Annotated in this window: 14 protein-coding genes; 2 read left to right on the top strand and 12 right to left on the bottom strand. The window is 65.6% G+C overall.

Going from position 1 to position 16,407, the window contains the following annotated elements:
• Nucleotides 1-20 precede the first annotated feature (20 nt).
• The 9 genes from ABZ677_RS25940 to purL all read right to left on the bottom strand — a co-directional run bounded on the left by ABZ677_RS25940 (nucleotide 21) and on the right by purL (nucleotide 12,330).
• On the bottom strand, nucleotides 21-1,658 hold the full coding sequence (locus tag ABZ677_RS25940) for an ABC transporter ATP-binding protein (RefSeq protein WP_037194583.1): 1,638 nt from the start codon (nucleotides 1,656-1,658) through the stop codon (nucleotides 21-23).
• Entirely contained in the window at nucleotides 1,655-2,623 is a 969-nt protein-coding gene (locus tag ABZ677_RS25935) for an ABC transporter permease (protein ID WP_037194582.1), read from the bottom strand. The genes ABZ677_RS25940 and ABZ677_RS25935 overlap by 4 nt, the downstream gene beginning before the upstream one ends.
• On the bottom strand, nucleotides 2,623-3,714 hold the full coding sequence (locus ABZ677_RS25930; RefSeq protein ID WP_052048006.1) for an ABC transporter permease: 1,092 nt from the start codon (nucleotides 3,712-3,714) through the stop codon (nucleotides 2,623-2,625). Before ABZ677_RS25930 ends, ABZ677_RS25935 begins: the two co-directional genes overlap by 1 nt.
• A gap of 4 nt (nucleotides 3,715-3,718) precedes the next feature.
• Nucleotides 3,719-5,407, bottom strand: coding sequence for an ABC transporter substrate-binding protein (locus ABZ677_RS25925; protein ID WP_358374592.1), 1,689 nt, complete (start codon nucleotides 5,405-5,407; stop codon nucleotides 3,719-3,721).
• 114 nt (nucleotides 5,408-5,521) lie between these two features.
• The gene (gene purF, locus ABZ677_RS25920) at nucleotides 5,522-7,084 is read right to left on the bottom strand and encodes an amidophosphoribosyltransferase (RefSeq protein ID WP_037194761.1); all 1,563 of its coding nucleotides are present in this window, start codon (nucleotides 7,082-7,084) and stop codon (nucleotides 5,522-5,524) included.
• A gap of 127 nt (nucleotides 7,085-7,211) precedes the next feature.
• Complete coding sequence (locus ABZ677_RS25915; protein WP_094633013.1) at nucleotides 7,212-7,598, bottom strand: sterol carrier family protein; 387 nt, start codon at nucleotides 7,596-7,598, stop codon at nucleotides 7,212-7,214.
• A gap of 6 nt (nucleotides 7,599-7,604) precedes the next feature.
• Nucleotides 7,605-8,231 (bottom strand): CPBP family intramembrane glutamic endopeptidase, encoded by a 627-nt coding sequence (locus tag ABZ677_RS25910; RefSeq protein ID WP_358374589.1) that lies wholly within the window; start codon nucleotides 8,229-8,231, stop codon nucleotides 7,605-7,607.
• Entirely contained in the window at nucleotides 8,228-9,955 is a 1,728-nt protein-coding gene (locus ABZ677_RS25905; RefSeq protein WP_252341905.1) for an alpha/beta hydrolase, read from the bottom strand. The genes ABZ677_RS25910 and ABZ677_RS25905 overlap by 4 nt, the downstream gene beginning before the upstream one ends.
• 83 nt (nucleotides 9,956-10,038) lie before the next feature.
• Complete coding sequence (purL, locus tag ABZ677_RS25900) at nucleotides 10,039-12,330, bottom strand: phosphoribosylformylglycinamidine synthase subunit PurL (RefSeq protein WP_358374586.1); 2,292 nt, start codon at nucleotides 12,328-12,330, stop codon at nucleotides 10,039-10,041.
• Between the two features lie 113 nt (nucleotides 12,331-12,443).
• On the opposite strand from purL, the gene ABZ677_RS25895 reads away from it, so the two are divergent.
• Nucleotides 12,444-13,208: a nucleoside phosphorylase gene (locus ABZ677_RS25895; protein ID WP_358374583.1), complete on the top strand. Its 765-nt coding sequence runs from the start codon at nucleotides 12,444-12,446 to the stop codon at nucleotides 13,206-13,208.
• 342 nt (nucleotides 13,209-13,550) lie between these two features.
• Here the strand turns inward: ABZ677_RS25895 and ABZ677_RS25890 are convergent, their stop codons facing one another.
• On the bottom strand, nucleotides 13,551-14,858 hold the full coding sequence (locus tag ABZ677_RS25890; RefSeq protein WP_037194573.1) for a M18 family aminopeptidase: 1,308 nt from the start codon (nucleotides 14,856-14,858) through the stop codon (nucleotides 13,551-13,553).
• Nucleotides 14,859-14,916: 58 nt separating this feature from the next.
• Between ABZ677_RS25890 and ABZ677_RS25885 the strand changes: the two genes are divergently transcribed.
• The gene (locus ABZ677_RS25885) at nucleotides 14,917-15,813 is read left to right on the top strand and encodes a hypothetical protein (protein WP_358374580.1); all 897 of its coding nucleotides are present in this window, start codon (nucleotides 14,917-14,919) and stop codon (nucleotides 15,811-15,813) included.
• Nucleotides 15,814-15,838: 25 nt separating this feature from the next.
• On the opposite strand, the gene ABZ677_RS25880 is transcribed toward ABZ677_RS25885, so the two are convergent.
• Together ABZ677_RS25880 and ABZ677_RS25875 are read right to left on the bottom strand one after the other, a co-directional pair.
• A complete protein-coding gene (locus ABZ677_RS25880; protein WP_155288495.1) occupies nucleotides 15,839-16,000 on the bottom strand; it encodes a hypothetical protein in 162 nt (53 codons plus the stop codon).
• Nucleotides 15,997-16,308, bottom strand: coding sequence for a hypothetical protein (locus tag ABZ677_RS25875; protein ID WP_358374577.1), 312 nt, complete (start codon nucleotides 16,306-16,308; stop codon nucleotides 15,997-15,999). Before ABZ677_RS25875 ends, ABZ677_RS25880 begins: the two co-directional genes overlap by 4 nt.
• Between the last annotated feature and the right edge of the window lie 99 nt (nucleotides 16,309-16,407).

Here is a 16,407-nt window from a genome sequence, read left to right as displayed (position 1 = left end):
TGCCCGGTGGCGAGAAGAATTCACGTGTGCAGCCGCTTTCCCGGGATCGCCGCCAACAGCTTCTTGGTGTAGTCCGCCTCCGGCGATCTCAGGATCTTCCACGGTGTCCCCTCTTCCACGATCGCCCCGTTGCGCAGCACCACCACGCGATGCGCAACACGGTCGACCACGGCGAGGTCGTGGCTGATGAACAGGCACGCGAAGCCGAACTCCTGCTGCAGTGCCTCGAACAGGTCGAGCACGGCTGCCTGCACCGAGACGTCCAGTGCGCTGGTCGGCTCGTCCGCGACCACCAGATCGGGTCCCAGCACCAGTGCCCGCGCCAGGCTGACGCGTTGCCGCTGCCCACCCGAGAGCTCGTGTGGGTAGCGCTTGTCGGTGCCCGACGGCAGTTGCACGGCGTCGAGCAGTTCGGTCGTCCTCGCGGCGATCGCGTCCTTGGAGCCGTACTTGTGCACGATCATCGGCTCGGCGATGCACTGTCCAACGGTCAGCCGGGGGTTCAGTGAGGCCGACGGGTCCTGGAAGACGAACCCGAATCGCTTGCGCAGCGGCTTGAGCTTGCGTTCGCTCACCCCCGCGATGTTCTGCCCCATCACCGTCACGCTGCCGCTGGTCGGCTTCTGCAGTGCTGCGACGCATCTGCCGATCGTGGACTTGCCCGAGCCGGATTCGCCCACCAAACCGAGGGTTTCGCCGCGGTGGATGGTCAGCGAGACGTCGTCGACCGCCCGGAAGGCGGGCGAGCCGACGCCGCCGGAGAACTGCACCACCAGACGTGAGACGTCGAGTACCGGTTCGCCCGAGGTGTCGACGGTCTTGTCGGACTCCACGGCGGCGAGAGTGGGCACCGCGGCCAGCAGCTTCTTGGTGTAGTCGTCCGCGGGTGCGTCGAAGAGCTGCGCCACCGGAGCTTCCTCGACGACGCGACCGTTCTGCATGACGACGACGCGGTCCGCCAGATCGGCGACGACGCCCATGCTGTGGGTGATGAGCACGACGGCGCAGCCGAGCCGGTCCTTGAGATCGCGGAGCAGCTCCAGGATTTCGGCCTGCACCGTGACGTCGAGGGCCGTGGTCGGCTCGTCGGCGATGATGACTTTCGCCTCGCACGAGATGGCGATCGCGATCATGACGCGTTGCTTCTGCCCACCCGAGAGCTCGTGCGGGTAGTACGAGAAGCGCTGCTCGGGGTTGGGCAGACCCACCATCGTCAACAGTTCGACGGCCCGCGTCTTGGCATCCTTCGCGGACATCCGCTTGCCATCACTGCCCGAGTGCGCCCGCAGCGCTTCGACGATCTGATACCCGATGGTGAAGAGCGGATCGAGGGCGCTGCCCGGCTCCTGGAACACCATCGAAATCTTGTTGCCGCGCAACTGCGCCCACGCCTTGTTGCTCAGCCTCGTCACGTCCTGGCCACCGAGCACCACGTGGCCCTCCACGCGTGCGGTGTCGGGTAGCAGTCCGATGGCGGATCTGACGCTGACGGATTTACCCGATCCGGACTCGCCCACCACGGCCAGGACTTCACCGGGATACACCTCGAACGAGACCTCGGTGACGGCATCGACCTCGCCGGCATCGGTGAGGAACGTGACGGACAACGACTTCACCGACAGTGCCGACTCGCGTGGAGTTGCAACGCTCGATGTCATACCTTCACCGCCTTCTTGAACTTCTTGCGGGTGCGCAGCAGCGGATTGAGTGTCTCGCTTGCACTTTCGCCCACCATGGTCAGGCCGAGCACAACGAGCACGATGCCCAGGCCGGGGAACACCGACGTCCACCAGATGCCGTTGGAGATATCGGGCAGCGCCTTGTTGATGTCGTATCCCCACTCCGAGGCGGAGGTGGGCTCGATGCCGAATCCGAGGAATCCGAGTCCGGCGAGGGTCAGGATGGCCTCGGCACCGTTGAGGGTGATGATGACCGGCAGCGTCTGCACCACGTTGGCGAGGATGTGGCGGAACAGGATTCGCGGAGTTCCGGCCCCGGTGACCCGTGCGGCGTCGACGTACGGTTCGGTCTTGACCGCCACCGTGGCGTTGCGTACCACGCGGAAGTACTGCGGCACGAAGATCGCCGTGATGGCGATTGCCGCGGACGCGATACCGCCGAAACTGGACGACTGTCCGCCTGCGACGACGATCGAGATGACGACCGCGAGGAGCAGCGATGGAAACGCGTACATCGCGTCCATGAACAGCACGAGCACGCGGTCGAACCAACGGCCGATGTAGCCCGAGGCGAGGCCGAGCGGAACGCCGATGATGAGCGAGAGAATCAACGACGACGCGATCACCATCAATGCTGTTCTCGCACCGTAGATCACGCGCGAGAACACGTCCTCGCCGCGGACCGAGGTGCCGAACCAATGCTGCGCGGACGGGGCTGCCTGGCGGGCGAAATCCTGCCCGGCATCGCTGGTCTGCGAGAACCCGTACGGCGCGAGAAGCGGAGCGAACACTGCCGCGATCACGAACCCCACCATCAGGGCCAACCCGACGATCAGGGTGACGCGTTGCAAGCCCGACGTGGACTTGACGAACGCGACGCCGGGAAAACCCCGACGGTGCGGGCGGGTCGGAGGAACGTCGGACAGCACGACTTCGGTGCTCATCAGAACCTCACTCTCGGGTCGATGAGTGCGACGATCGCGTCGGTGACGAAGCTGACGACGGCGACCACCACGGCCAGGAACGTCACGATGCCCTGCACCGCAACGAAATCGCGAGCCTGCAGGTATCGGGCGAGTTCGTAGCCCAGGCCCTGCCACTCGAAGGTCGTCTCGGTCAGCACCGCGCCGCCGAGCAGTACGGCGATCTGCAGACCGATGACGGTGACGATGGGAATCATGGCGTTGCGGAACGCATGCCGTCGCGTCACCGTGCCCTCGCTCAATCCGCGAGCACGCGCGGCGTCGACGAAGGGTGCCTGCAGGGTCTGAATCAGGTTGACGCGCACCAGTCGCAGGAACACTCCGGCCGTCAGCAGACCCAGGGCGAGAGCGGGAAGTACCGCATGCTCGAGCACGTCCACGATGTAGCTCGGCTCGCCGTACAGGAACGAATCGACGATGAGAATGTTGGTCTTGGGCGAGACGTTCTGCAGTGCCAGTTCCACGTTGGTGCTCGCTCGTCCCGCCACCGGCAGCCAGCCGAGCTTGACCGCGAACAGCAACTTGAGCAGCATGCCGACGAAGAACACCGGAGCCGCGTACGCCAGGATCGCGAAGATCCGCAGCGAGGCGTCGCCGAATCGGTCCCGATGGGTGGCGGCGAAGAAGCCGAGCGGGATGCCGACGGCGAAGGCGACCAGCAGTGCCCAGAACGCCAATTCCAGTGTGGCAGCGCCGTTGACGAGCAGAACATCACTGATCGCGCGATTGTCGGTGGCCGAGCGGCCGAAATCGCCGCGCAGCAATCCGGTCAGGTACTCCCAGTACTGCGTCAGGATCGGCCGGTCGTACCCGGCCTCGGCCTTGCGCTGAGCGATCTGTTCGGCGGGCAGGCGGCCACCGAGGGCCGCGGTGATCGGATCACCGATCACCCGCATGAGAAAGAACACGACGGTGACGAGAATCCAGGCGGTCGGAATGATCAGCAGAAATCTGACCCCGAGATAACGGGCGAGCGCGCCGTACCGTGACGGCGCGCTCGCCTGCTGTGCTTGCTTCTCGCCCTCTACCGTCGTGCTGTCGGTAGTGGGCACGCCGTCAGCTCTTGGCGAGAGTGACGAAACGGAACTTGAACGAGGCGTCGAGAGTCTCGTCCACACCGCTGATCTCGTCGGTGGCGACGGCGATCTGCTTGCCCTCCAACAACGGAAGCGTCGGCAGGAAGTTCGTCGCGAGCTCGGTCTGAATCTGACCGATGATCTGCATCCGAGCATTCTCGTCGGCGGTCGTGCGTTCGAGATCGAGCAGCGAGGTGATGGCCGGGCTCTCGAAGTGCGACTGCAGGAAGTTGTCGGGCCCGAAGAACGGCGTCAGGTAGTTGTCTGCATCGGGGTAGTCCGGGAACCAGCCCAGCTGGTACACCGGGTAGGCGTCGGCGACGCGTTCCTTGGTGTACGTGCTCCACTCGGTGGACTGCAGGTTGACATTGAACAGGCCCGTCGCGTCGAGTTGGCTCTTGATCGCGGCGTATTCCTCGCTCGAGCTCGAACCGTAGTGGTCCGGGTTGTACTGCAGGTTGAGCTGCACGGGAGTGGCGATGCCTGCGGCAGAGAGGAATCCGGCCGCCTCGTCACGATTGGGCGTGGTGCCGTAGACGTCGCCGAAGGCGGTGTTCGCGCCGGCCAGACCGGTGGGGACCACGGAGTACAGCGGGGTGTACGTACCCTTGTAGACGCCGTCGGACAGCGCCTGACGATCGACCGAGGCCGCAATTGCCTTGCGCACGGCCAACTTCTGCTCCGGGGTGTCGCCGGGCATCGTGTTCATGTTGAACACCATGTAGCGCGATTCACCGCCCGGTCCCTCGTGCACCGTCAGACCGTCCACGCTGCCGAGCGATTCGACGTCCGTCGGGGTCAGCGAGCGCCATGCGACGTCGATGGCCTTGTTCTGCACGTCGAGCTTGAGGTTGTCGGAGCTGGTGTAGTACTTGACGTTGATCGACGACGTCTTCGGGGCTCCGAGAATTCCCTGATAATCGCCGTTCGCGGTGAAGCTGACGAGGGAGTTCTTCGCGTAGCTCGCGATGGAGTACGGGCCCGCGAACGGCGTTGCCGCCACGATGGCGTCGTCGTCGAGAACGGAGTCTGCCGGGAACACGGTCTGATCGACGATCGGGCCTGCCGGAGTCGCCAGAATCTGCGGGAACGTCTGGTCGTTCGCTGCCTTCAGCGTGAACTCGACGGTCTTCTCGTCCGGCGTCGCGATGCTGTCGAGGTTCGTCAGCAGCGATGCGGGCCCGTTGGGATCGTTGATGGCGACGATTCGATCGAAGGAGAACTTCACGCTCTCGCTCGTCAGCGGGTTGCCGTTCGCGAACTTCAGGTCGTCCTTCAGCGTGCACGTGTAGACGGTCGGCTCGGCGAAGTCGCAGCTCTCGGCGACGTCGGGCTCGAGCTCCGAGCTACCGGGCGCGAAGTTCATCAGGAAGGGATATGTCTGGTTCATCACCATGAACGAGCCGTTGTCGTACGAGCCGGCCGGGTCCAGTGACGTCACCTGGTCGGTGGTGCCGACCGTGATGGTCTCGCCGCCGCCGCTGTCGCCGGAACCGCCGGCGTCGTCGGTGCGGCCCGAGCCACAGGCTGCCGCAGTCAATGCGAGTACCGACAGTGCTGCCACTGCAGCGGTCTTCTTGCCGTGCTTGCACACGGCCCTGATGGGTCCAGCGGTCTTCGATGCCGCGCTGTAGCGCTGCATGCGTCCGTCGTCGGGCGACAGGGTCATCTGAAAGCCTCTATCCAATCGGTGTGTCCTATGTAACTCGGGACAGTACCGACGGACTGTTTCCAATATGTGGCATTGAGAAAACCCCGCTGTTCCCTCGCGGGAACGCCCAGCTCACGGACGACTCAGAGCACTCACATTCGCGTCGTTGTCCACCGGCTGCCCGGCGGCCGAAGCCAGCAGACCCTCGAGGACGTGCTTGCCGAGCGCATTGTCGGCAGGCAGATCGATCGGGTACTTGCCGGTGAAACATGCTGCACACAAGCGCGATTCAGGCTGCTCGGAGGCAGCGATCATGCCGTCGATGGAGATGTATCCCAACGAATCGGCTCCGATCGCCTGCCGAACGCCCTCGAGAATCCCGTCCTCGGAGTCGACACCGTTGGCGATCAGCTCTGCGGGAGAAGCGAAGTCGATGCCGTAGAAGCAGGGCCAGCGCACCGGTGGCGACGCGATCCGCACGTGAATCTCCAGCGCACCGGCCTCACGCAGCATCCTGATCAGGGCGCGCTGAGTGTTGCCGCGAACGATCGAATCGTCCACCACCACCAGCCTTTTGCCCCGAATGACCTCTTTGAGAGGATTGAGCTTGAGCCGGATGCCGAGCTGGCGAATGGTCTGCGACGGCTGAATGAACGTGCGCCCCACGTAGGCGTTCTTCATCAGGCCCTGGCCGTAGGGGATGCCGGAGCCCTGCGCGAAACCGACCGCAGCGGGAGTTCCACTCTCGGGCACGGGGATAACCAGGTCGCCCTCGGCCGGATGCTCCTTCGCGAGGCGTCGTCCGATCTCGACTCGCGTCGAGTGCACCGAACGACCACCGATGACGCTGTCGGGCCGAGCGAGGTAGACGTACTCGAACACACAGCCCTTGGGCTCGGGGGCTGCGAATCGCGAGGACCGAACACCGTCGGCGTCGATCGCGAGCAGTTCACCCGGCTCGATGTCGCGGACGAACGCGGCACCGACGATGTCGAGTGCCGCCGTCTCACTGGCAACCACCCAGCCGCGATCGAGGCGGCCGAGGCACAGCGGGCGCACACCGTGCGGGTCACGCGCGGCGTAGAGGGTGTGCTCGTCCATGAACGTCAGACAGAAGGCACCCTTGAGCAGCGGCAGCAGTTCCATCGCCGCCTGCTCGATGGTGCAGTCGGCAGCCTTGTGCGCCAGCAGCGCGGTCACCACGTCGGAATCCGACGTGCCGTTGCCCTGCAGCCGGTCGCTGATCAACCCTGCGTCGCGCGCCTTGGTGGCGAGCTCGGCGAAGTTCACCAGATTTCCGTTGTGGCCGAGCGCAATCCCGGTGCCGGCGGTGGTGGTGCGGAAGATCGGCTGCGCGTTCTCCCACGTGACCGATCCACTGGTGGAGTAGCGGCAGTGTCCGATGGCGACGTGCCCGGGCATCGCGCCGAGTGTCTGCTCGTCGAACACCTGGCTGACGAGACCGAGATCCTTGAACACCAGCACCTGGGAGCCGTCGGACACTGCGATGCCTGCAGCCTCCTGACCACGGTGTTGCAGCGCATAGAGACCGTAATAAGAGAGCTTGGCCACATCCTCGCCCGGTGCCCATACTCCGAACACTCCGCACTCCTCGCGCGGCTCGTTCTCCGGTTCGTCGAGCGGTTTGCCTACCAGAAGATTCGGACTGTCGACCGACAAATCGGCGTTGGTCACGGGCATTGCTCCCTTGGGGGTACGGGGCGGGGGGCCGTGCCCGAGTCTACGGGCACACGGCCGGAGTCAACGCATCGTGTGTACGGGAGATTCCCAGCAGGTGAACCCGTGTCCGATTTCGAGCGAATCACCTGATGGACAACAGTGGCAGCCAGCGACCCACTTCGGCTGCTCTGCTGCCCGACGCATCGATCGAACCGTCGGCGAGAGCCTCGGCGAAATCGCGGACTCCGGTGACCACCTGCAGCCACGTCAGCGCATCGGTTTCGACCACGTTCGGCGGGGTTCCCCGCGTGTGTCGCGGCCCCACGATGCACTGCACCGCGACGAACGGCGGCACCCGCACCTCCACCGAGGATCCGGGCGCATTCTGGCCCAGAGTTCTGGCCGTGGTGCGCACCGCGGCGGCGATCTGAGCCCGCGCAGGCTTGTCCGCCTCACCCTTGATCCATTGCTCGACGGCCAGAACGGCGTCGCGCACCTCGGCGGGGCCGACTTCCTTGTGCGGTGGCATGGTCGATCAGCCCTTCTCTTCGTCGACGGACGCCAGATGCGCCAGCACGGCGCCGCTCGCGTTGAGAAAGTAATGCAGCAGCGCCGGGGCGAGCACACTCCCGCTGCGGGCTCGCAGCCACGAGAACACCACACCGGCCGCCGCCGTCGCCGCGACCGTTCCGAGCACGGTGTCACCCGCAGCACGAGCGGGGTGAATGTGCCAGAGTCCGAAGAAGATCGGCGACAGAGCAGGGGACGCGGCGTCGAGCACACCGCGGAAGAGCAACTCCTCGGTGACGACGGTCCCCACCGGAATCCGAAACAGGACCCACTCGGCCAGTTCGTCCTCGGACGGCCGGACCCGGCGTCGCAACGCGGGAACTGCGGCCACGACGGCGGATCCGAGCACCGGCACCGCCGCCGCAGCAGCGCCCCACTTCAGGCCGGCGGCAGTGTTGCGCAGACCGAGTTCCGCCGCGCTCGTTCGGGACAGTGCAGCAACACCGACGGCGAACGAGGCGTTGGCCACCGCCCGCCGACGTGCGTCGAGACCGAGCGCGGGAAGGAGGTAGGTACTCCACGCCGTCGTCGCGAGTCCGGTCAGAACGGGTCGTCCCGCAGGCTCCACTCCGGCCGTCAGTGCGGTTCTCACTTCTCCGGACCGTCCCGGCCGGCGAACTGCTCCATGACGCCGCGAACTCGTTCGGTGTCGCGCTCGGTCCACCCCTCGGGCGCGGCGACGGCCACCCAGCCGTCGAGCACGAGGGTTCCGTAGTTGTGGCCGTGCCCGTCGGGGACGCCTGCGGCATTGGTCAGATCGGCGGCCACCTGCCAGAACGTGACGACCGGGAACCAGCGCATGCTCGGCAGCCGGTCCGGTCCCGGTGGCTCGGACAGCCAGTCGGGGCGCTCGAACAGCAGGTCCGGTGACCACCACACCACCGGATCCGACGCGTGCTGCACGTACAGGATTCGCGGCTCGTACCAGGGCTGATCCTCCGGCGGGATGCCCGACGAGTTGTCGGCGAATCGGACCGTCAGTCCTTCGGAGTAGACCGGCCGGACCTCCGGGCTTCCCGGGTCGCGACGGCTGACGAACTGACTCCAGATTCGGTTGTTGTTCGGCGGCCCCACCCACAGCACGCCGTCGGCGGTGGCCCTGATGTCGGCCAACCCGTCGAAGGCGCCCTCCCCCGCCTGGGTACCGAGGCTCTCGCCGTAGACGTAGAACTTGGGGCGCGTGGCCTCGGGTTCCTGCAGCCATCGGTCGTGCACCTTGTCGATCAGCGCTCTGCCTGCCTGGGCGGCCTTGTCCCCCTCCGCAATGAAGGAGATCCAACTCGGCAGGTACGAGTACTGGGATGCGACGGTGGCGACATCGCCGTCGAACATCAGCTCTTCGGCTTCGATGGCGGTGGGATTGACCCATCCGGTTCCGGTGGTCGGGACGACCACGAGAGCCGCTCGCTGGAATGCCCCGGTGCGTTCGAGTTCTGCGACCACGATGTTCAGTCGCTCGTCCTGGGTCTCTGCGGTTTCCAGGCCTGCGTATGCCCTGATCGGCTCGAGGCTCGGACGGCCCGTGGCCCGCTCCATCTCGTCGGCCCGCAGCCCGCTGGAGACGAAGTTGCGACCCTCGAACCCGAGGGTGTCCCACGGAGCCAACGAGTTCGGGCTGCCGGAACGTTCGTCGGCAACGGGTTGCTCTGCGCCGTCCCGGGTTTCGTCGTTCTGCAGACTGAACGCGGAATTGGTGACCTCGGAGACCGCGCGCAGCAATACGCCCTGGACCAACGCGACGGACAGCACGACGAGGACGACGACCCCGAGCGCATTGGCCACTTCGCGTGGCATCTTGACGATGCGGTTGATCTGACGGGCGAGCAGGCGAACGAGGTCACGCAACACCCGCCACACCGAAATCAACAGCGCCGCAATGGCAATACTGAGCGCACCGGTGCGGAAGTACCCCGTCGTGGTGGTGCCCTCCGCGTCCATCAGTGCGGCCAGCTCACGCTGCCATTCCGCCGAGATCGCCAGCATGATCATCGATGCCGCGATCGCCAGGACGGGTACGGCGACCTTGACGGCCAGCTCGACCTTGCGCGGCAACGGCCACCACGATCGGGACGAGAGCCACCAACGGGTGACGGCCCAACCCACCGCGACGCCGAACGCATAGCCGATGGCCGCGTTGATACCGCCGATGATGCCCTGGAACAACCATCCGCGAGGGAGCAGGGACGGAGTCAGCGACCAGCAGAAGAACAACGCACTGAACGCGATTCCGGTGAAGTCGAGGCGCAGCAGGCCCCAGGCCCACATGACGAACGGGTGCTTGGCGGGTGAGGGGACGGAGAACTCGACCGAGGGCAGGTGGTACCGATGATGCTGGTCCTGCTCGAGTGTCGCGTCGACCTCACCCCGGCGCTGCTCCGATGTGCGTCCCCCCACCTCGGTCAGCCGAAGAGTCTGGGAAGAGTGCTCTCGAACGTCTCGCGCAGCTCCGTCATCGGGACGGAGAACTGCCCTTGGACCTCGATCGAATCCGAGCTCTCGTCGACGACGCCGACGCGCGCCCACGGCAGACCGCGGGCGGTGCACATGCCGGTGAAGCGAGTTTCTTCCGTGCGCGGAACGGCGACCAGTACGCGACCCGAGGACTCGGAGAACAGCGTCACGAACGGATCGGCACCCTCGGGAAGGATGATGCGGCAACCGGTTTCACCGGCCAGAGCGGCTTCGACGACGGCCTGCGCGAGACCACCCTCGGACAGATCGTGTGCCGCCGAGACCAGTCCGTCACGCGAGGAGGAGAGCAGAATGTCTGCGAGCAGTTGCTCGCGAGCGAGATCGACCTTGGGCGGAACGCCGCCGAGGTGATCGTGCTCGACCTGCGCCCAGATGGATCCGTCGAACTCGTCGTGGGTGTCGCCCAGCAGAATCAGCGTCTCGCCGGGTTCGAGGCCGAGACCGGTCGGGATGCGGCGATGCACGTCGTCGATGACGCCGAGAACACCGACGACGGGCGTCGGCAGGATCGGCTCGGCACCGGTCTGGTTGTAGAAGCTGACGTTGCCACCGGTGACGGGAATGCCGAGGGTGACGCAGCCGTCGGCCAGGCCGCGCACGGCCTGCTGGAACTGCCACATGACGCCCGGATCCTCGGGTGAGCCGAAGTTCAGGCAGTTGGTGACGGCCTTGGGGGTCGAGCCGGTGACAGCGACGTTGCGGAACGCCTCGGCCAACGCGAGCTGCGCACCCTGATACGGGTCGAGTGCGGTGTAGCGACCCGATGCGTCGGTGGCCAAAGCGATTCCGCGACCGGTCTTCTCGTCGATGCGGATGACGCCGGCGTCGGCGTTCTCGGCGAGGACGGTGTTGCCGCGCACGTAGCGGTCGTACTGCTCGGTGATGAAGCGTCGGCTGCACAGCTGCGGTGAGCCGATCATCTTCAGCAACGTCGCCTTCAGCTCGTCACCGGTTTCCGGACGCTTCAGCGACGCCGTGGTGTTCGCGACCAGATCGTCCTGGGTGGCAGGTCGCTGCACGGGACGGTTGTACACCGGGCCCTCGTGCGCGACGGTCTTCGGCGGAACGTCGACGACGGTGTCGCCGTGCCAGGTGATCTGCAGGTGCTCACCGTCGGTGACCTCACCGATCACCGTGGCCAGAACGTCCCACTTCTTGCAGACGGCCATGAATGCATCGACGTTGTCGGGAGTGACCACCGCGCACATGCGCTCCTGGGATTCGCTCGACAGCACCTCGGCGGGAGTCATGCCGGTGGCGCGCATCGGCACCTTCTCCAGCTCGATGTGCATGCCGCCACTGCCCGCGGACGCCAGTTCCGAAGTGGCACAGGACAACCCGGCACCGCCGAGGTCCTGGATACCGACGACGAGCTTGTTGGAGTACAGCTCGAGGCAGGCTTCGATGAGCACCTTCTCGGTGAACGGGTCGCCGACCTGCACGGCCGGCAGCTTCTTACGGCCCCCGCCGGTCTCGTCTCCGTCGAAAGTCTCCGACGCGAGTACGGACACGCCGCCGATACCGTCGAGACCGGTGCGTGCACCGAACAGAATGATCTTGTTGCCCAGGCCCGACGCGAACGCGAGGTGCATGTCCTCGACGCGCATGACGCCGGCACACAGAGCGTTCAGCAGAGGGTTACCGGCGTAGGAGGCGTCGAACACCGTCTCGCCGCCGATGTTCGGGAGGCCGAGCGAGTTTCCGTAGCCGCCGACGCCTGCGACGATGCCGCTCAGGACGCGGCGCGTGTCGGGTGCATCGGCAGCACCGAATCGCAGCTGGTCCATGACGGCGATCGGGCGAGCGCCCATGGCCATGATGTCGCGGACGATGCCGCCGACGCCCGTTGCCGCACCCTGGTAGGGCTCGACGTACGACGGGTGATTGTGGCTCTCGACCTTGAACGTGACGGCCCAGCCGTCGCCGACGTCGACGACGCCCGCGTTCTCACCGATACCGGCGAGCATGGGCTTACGCATCTCGTCGGTGGTGGTCTCACCGAAGTACTTCAGGTGCACCTTCGAGGACTTGTACGAGCAGTGCTCGCTCCACATGACGGAATACATCGCCAACTCGGCGTCGGTGGGCCGACGGCCGAGGATTTCCTTGATGCGGACGTATTCGTCGTCCTTGAGTCCGAGTTCCTTGTACGGCTGCGCTACGTCGGGGGTGGCGACGGCGTTGGAGACAGTGTCTGTGGGTACAGAGCTAGCGGACACGAGGAATAGGTCCCTTCGATGGAGCGAAATGCCAGGGAGAGTCTATCGGGACCGTGCGACATGTACGGCATCGGTCGTGCAGGGCTGTGATTCGTTCGTGCGAACATCACCTGATGGACATCGCGCTGACCGAGAACGATCTGGACGAAACGGGCGTCATCGACCCGTCGATGGTGGCCAAGGGAGTCGACGTACCACCCAAGGCCGTCGTCTGTTTCTTCTCCGAGGTGATCGACAGCATCTGCGCGAAGGGCGACGCCAGAGTCGTCTCGATCATGCGCTCCGAGCACGGCGAACACCCCGTCTACGAGATCGAACGGAACGGGGAGAAACTTGCCGTCTTCCACCCCGGCGTCGGCGCTCCGCTGGCCGCACTGTTTCTCGAAGAGGCCATCGCGATGGGATGCACCCAGTTCGTGGCCGTCGGCGGTGCGGGGGCACTGTCCGACGACCTGGGCATGGGACACGTGATGGTGGTCGACAGCGCCGTCCGCGATGAGGGCACCTCCTTCCACTACCTGCCGCCCGGACGGGTCGTGGACGCCGATCCCGCCGGCGTGGCCGTGCTGCAGTCGGTGCTCACCGCCGCCGGAGTCGACTTCGTCACCGGTCGCTCCTGGACGACCGATGCCCTCTACCGCGAGACCCGTGCCCGCGTTTCCCGCCGCGTCGACGAAGGCTGCCGAACGGTCGACATGGAAGCCTCGGCCTTCTGCGCCGTCGCCCGATTCCGCGGCGTGCGATTCGCGCAACTGCTGTACGCGGGTGACTCCCTCGCCGCCGACTGGGATCACCGAGGCTGGACCAAGGCCACGACAGTGCGCGAACAATTGTTCTGGCTCGCGGCCGATGCATGCCTGCAATTGAGCCCGGTCTAGCCGAGCTCGGGTCTTCGATCTAGGGGTTCACGAATCCCGGGTCACTGGCTCACCCCGACCCCCGCCCCCGCAAACGCGCGCGCGTTTGCCATACGCGCGCGAAATCGCCCCCGCACGGGTCACGAATCCGCGCGCACCTGACGAATGCGCGCGCGTTTGCGATCGCGGAACGAGAAACGGGGAACGGGGAACGGTGTCGCGCCGCGGTATTCAGCCTCCGCCCACACCCCCGCCCCGCAAACGCGCGCGCGTTTGCCATACGCGCGCGAAATCGCCCCCGCACAGGTCACGAATCCACGCGCACCTGACGAATGCGCGCGCGTTTGCGATCGCCGATCGGACTCAGGCAGGGGCGAGGAATGCCGCCAGCGCGTCGGCGTAGGACTTCACGTCACTGGCTCCCATCAACTCTCGCGACGAGTGCATGGCCAGCTGCGCTGCTCCGACGTCCACCGTCGACAGGCCGGTGCGCGACGCGGTGATGGGTCCGATGGTCGAGCCGCAGGGCAGATCGGCGCGATGCACGTAGCGCTGCAAGGGAACTCCGGCCTGATCGCAGGCCAGCGCGAAGGCACCCGCACCTGCGGAATCCGTTGCGTAACGCAGGTTCTGGTTGACCTTGAGCACCGGTCCCCCACCGAGTTCGATGCGATGCGCGGGCTCGTGCCGGTCCGGGTAGTTGGGATGCGTCGCGTGCGCCATATCGCCCGAGGCACAGATGGATCCGGCCATCGTGCGGAGGAAGTCCTCACGGCCACCGCCGCGTCCGAGCACGATGCGCTCGAGCACGGTGTTCAGCAGATCCGAGAACGCGCCGCGATCGGACATGCTGCCGACTTCCTCGTGGTCGAACAGTGCCAGCACCGGAGTGACAGCGGTCGGATTCTCCACTGCGGCAAGCAAAGCCTGGGTCCCGGCGTAGCAGGTGCCCTGATTGTCCAGACGCGGCGCACTGACCAATTCCGACTCGACACCGACGACGGCACTGGGCGCGAGATCGTGCGTCATCAACTCCCAACCCAGTACCGAATGCGGGTCGACGCCTTCTCGCTCGGCGACGTATGCGATGAACGATTGTGGCGAATTGCCCACGCCCCAAATGGCATTGACGTGTCGCTGCGGGTCCAGGGTGACGCCCTTGCGATCCTCGGAGAGGTGGATCGCGAGCTGCGGAACTCGCAGAATCGGCTCGTCGACCTTCACCAGTACCTCGCGCACCGCGTTTCCGTCGCGCACACTCAGCCGGCCGGAAATACCCAGATCGCGATCGAGCCAGGAGTTCAGCCAGGCACCGCCGTACGGTTCGAGGCCGACCATCTGCCAGCCCGCGGATTGCAGATCGGGATGTTGCTTCACGCGAAGGTTGGGGCTGTCGGTGTGTCCGCCGACGATACGGAACGGGCCATCAGGAGTGGAGCCTGCGGAACGACCCGAATTACTGCTCTCGGTACTCCATGCGACCAGTGATCCGCCGCGAACGAGGTAGTAGCGGCCCGGCTCCGTCGGCCAGGCATCGGTCTCCTCGAGGCGCACGAAACCGGCGTCCTCGAGTTGCACCGAGACCGTGTTGCAGACATGGAACGGAGACGGCGAGACGTCGACGAAGTTGCAGAGACCGGTTGCGGAGGCGTGAGTCGACATGGGAACCATTGTGGCAGCCGCCGCGTCGAACACCTCGAGAGCACACACCGACCGGGGGGACAACGTCATGAAATTTCATACTTCACCTGACTACGGCGCAGTTCATGCGACCACATTCGCCATCGTGCGGATGAAGACGATCGAAGCATTTCGCAAGCGCGGGGTGGTGGTTCACCGCGAGGACGCGACGACTTTGGCGGTGGGCTCGGGCGTTCGCATGTCACTGAACAATGTGTTCGCCCGGTGCTCCGGGGTGAGTCGATCGGCGTGGGACGGCATCATCGCCGGCCATGTCGATCTCATGATCGAGACGATGCGCGAGGCGGATCCCACGTTCATCACCGGACTGTCGGACGACGAGTTCCACTCGAGGCTGCGCGAGCGCGTCATCGCTCCGTCTGCCCTGGCGGCCATGGGTGAGCGCGAGTACGAGTATTCCGTCCCGCTACTCGACGTGCCGGGCGCACCGCGACGGGTGCTGAACCTGTCTTCTCCGAATCGCGCTGCGACACTGGCAGATCGGCATCTCGTCGGCCGAGACCTGAACGCCGCCTGGGCAGCCGGCCGAAGGAACACCGCAGCGCTGAAGTTCGAGGACGGCCGAATTCTCAGCAGAAACAGCATCGACATCGAGGTCCTCAGCGGCGATTCGATCTACCTCGCGTCGAAGGTCGCCGATATGTCCACGCTGATCTCCGCACACCTCGGCGAATGTCTGTACGGCGTAGTGTTCGTCGTTCCCAATGCCTACGAGTTCATTTTTCACCGGCCGCGCAACGCCGACAGCGCACTCACGGCAGCGGCCGCACTCGCCGAACTGGCGGACGTGTTCTCACGTGACACACCGAGCCCGCTGTCACGCTCGGTGTTCTTCTGGCGAGACGGCGAGTACTGCGACGTATCGCACGGCCCAACGGGCATCTTTGCCTCTACCTTGGCGGAGCTGCGAGCGTGTGCGGCCTGACCGCGATCACGTGCCGGTAGACCCGCTATTCGGGCGGCGGAGTGGTGGGCCGTCCGGCGGCAGCGTCGCGAATCCAGTCGGGGACGGGTTGATGATCGCGTTCGGCCATGGTGATGTACGCGCGGGCAGCGGCAGCGGCGACCGTTGGACGTGGTGCTTTGATGTTGCGTTCGTCGGTGGTGGTCATCGCGGGTCCTCCTGCTCGCTCTCGCCGTCAGTGTCCTCGGTTTCGCGCGGTTGCGCCAGTGCGCGACGTGCAGACCGGCCCGCAACGGCCAGTAGCACCTTGCGTTCGGTGCTGGTGATGAGCGGGGAGTCGGTGACCGTCGCAAAGACGTCCCAGCCGAGTTCCGCTTCGTCATCACTGTCACTGACGGTGTGGTCGAGGCACCAGGCGATCCGCTGCCAGGCCTGGGCCCGTTTGTCGGCAACGGTGCGCTGACGAATGGTGAGAGCGACTCCGACGACGGCGAGGACTCCCACGACGAGAGTCACCCACGACGGTCCTATACATGTCAAGCGATCCGTGGGCGGGAGCAGTGAATCGTCTGTCAGTCGAGCATGTGTCAGTCGTCGAGTTCGCAGAAGCGCAGG

Origin of the sequence: Rhodococcus sp. NPDC006774, assembly GCF_040636045.1 — a bacterium.
Taxonomy (GTDB): domain Bacteria; phylum Actinomycetota; class Actinomycetes; order Mycobacteriales; family Mycobacteriaceae; genus Rhodococcoides.
This window is presented reverse-complemented; position numbering and strand designations above follow the sequence as displayed.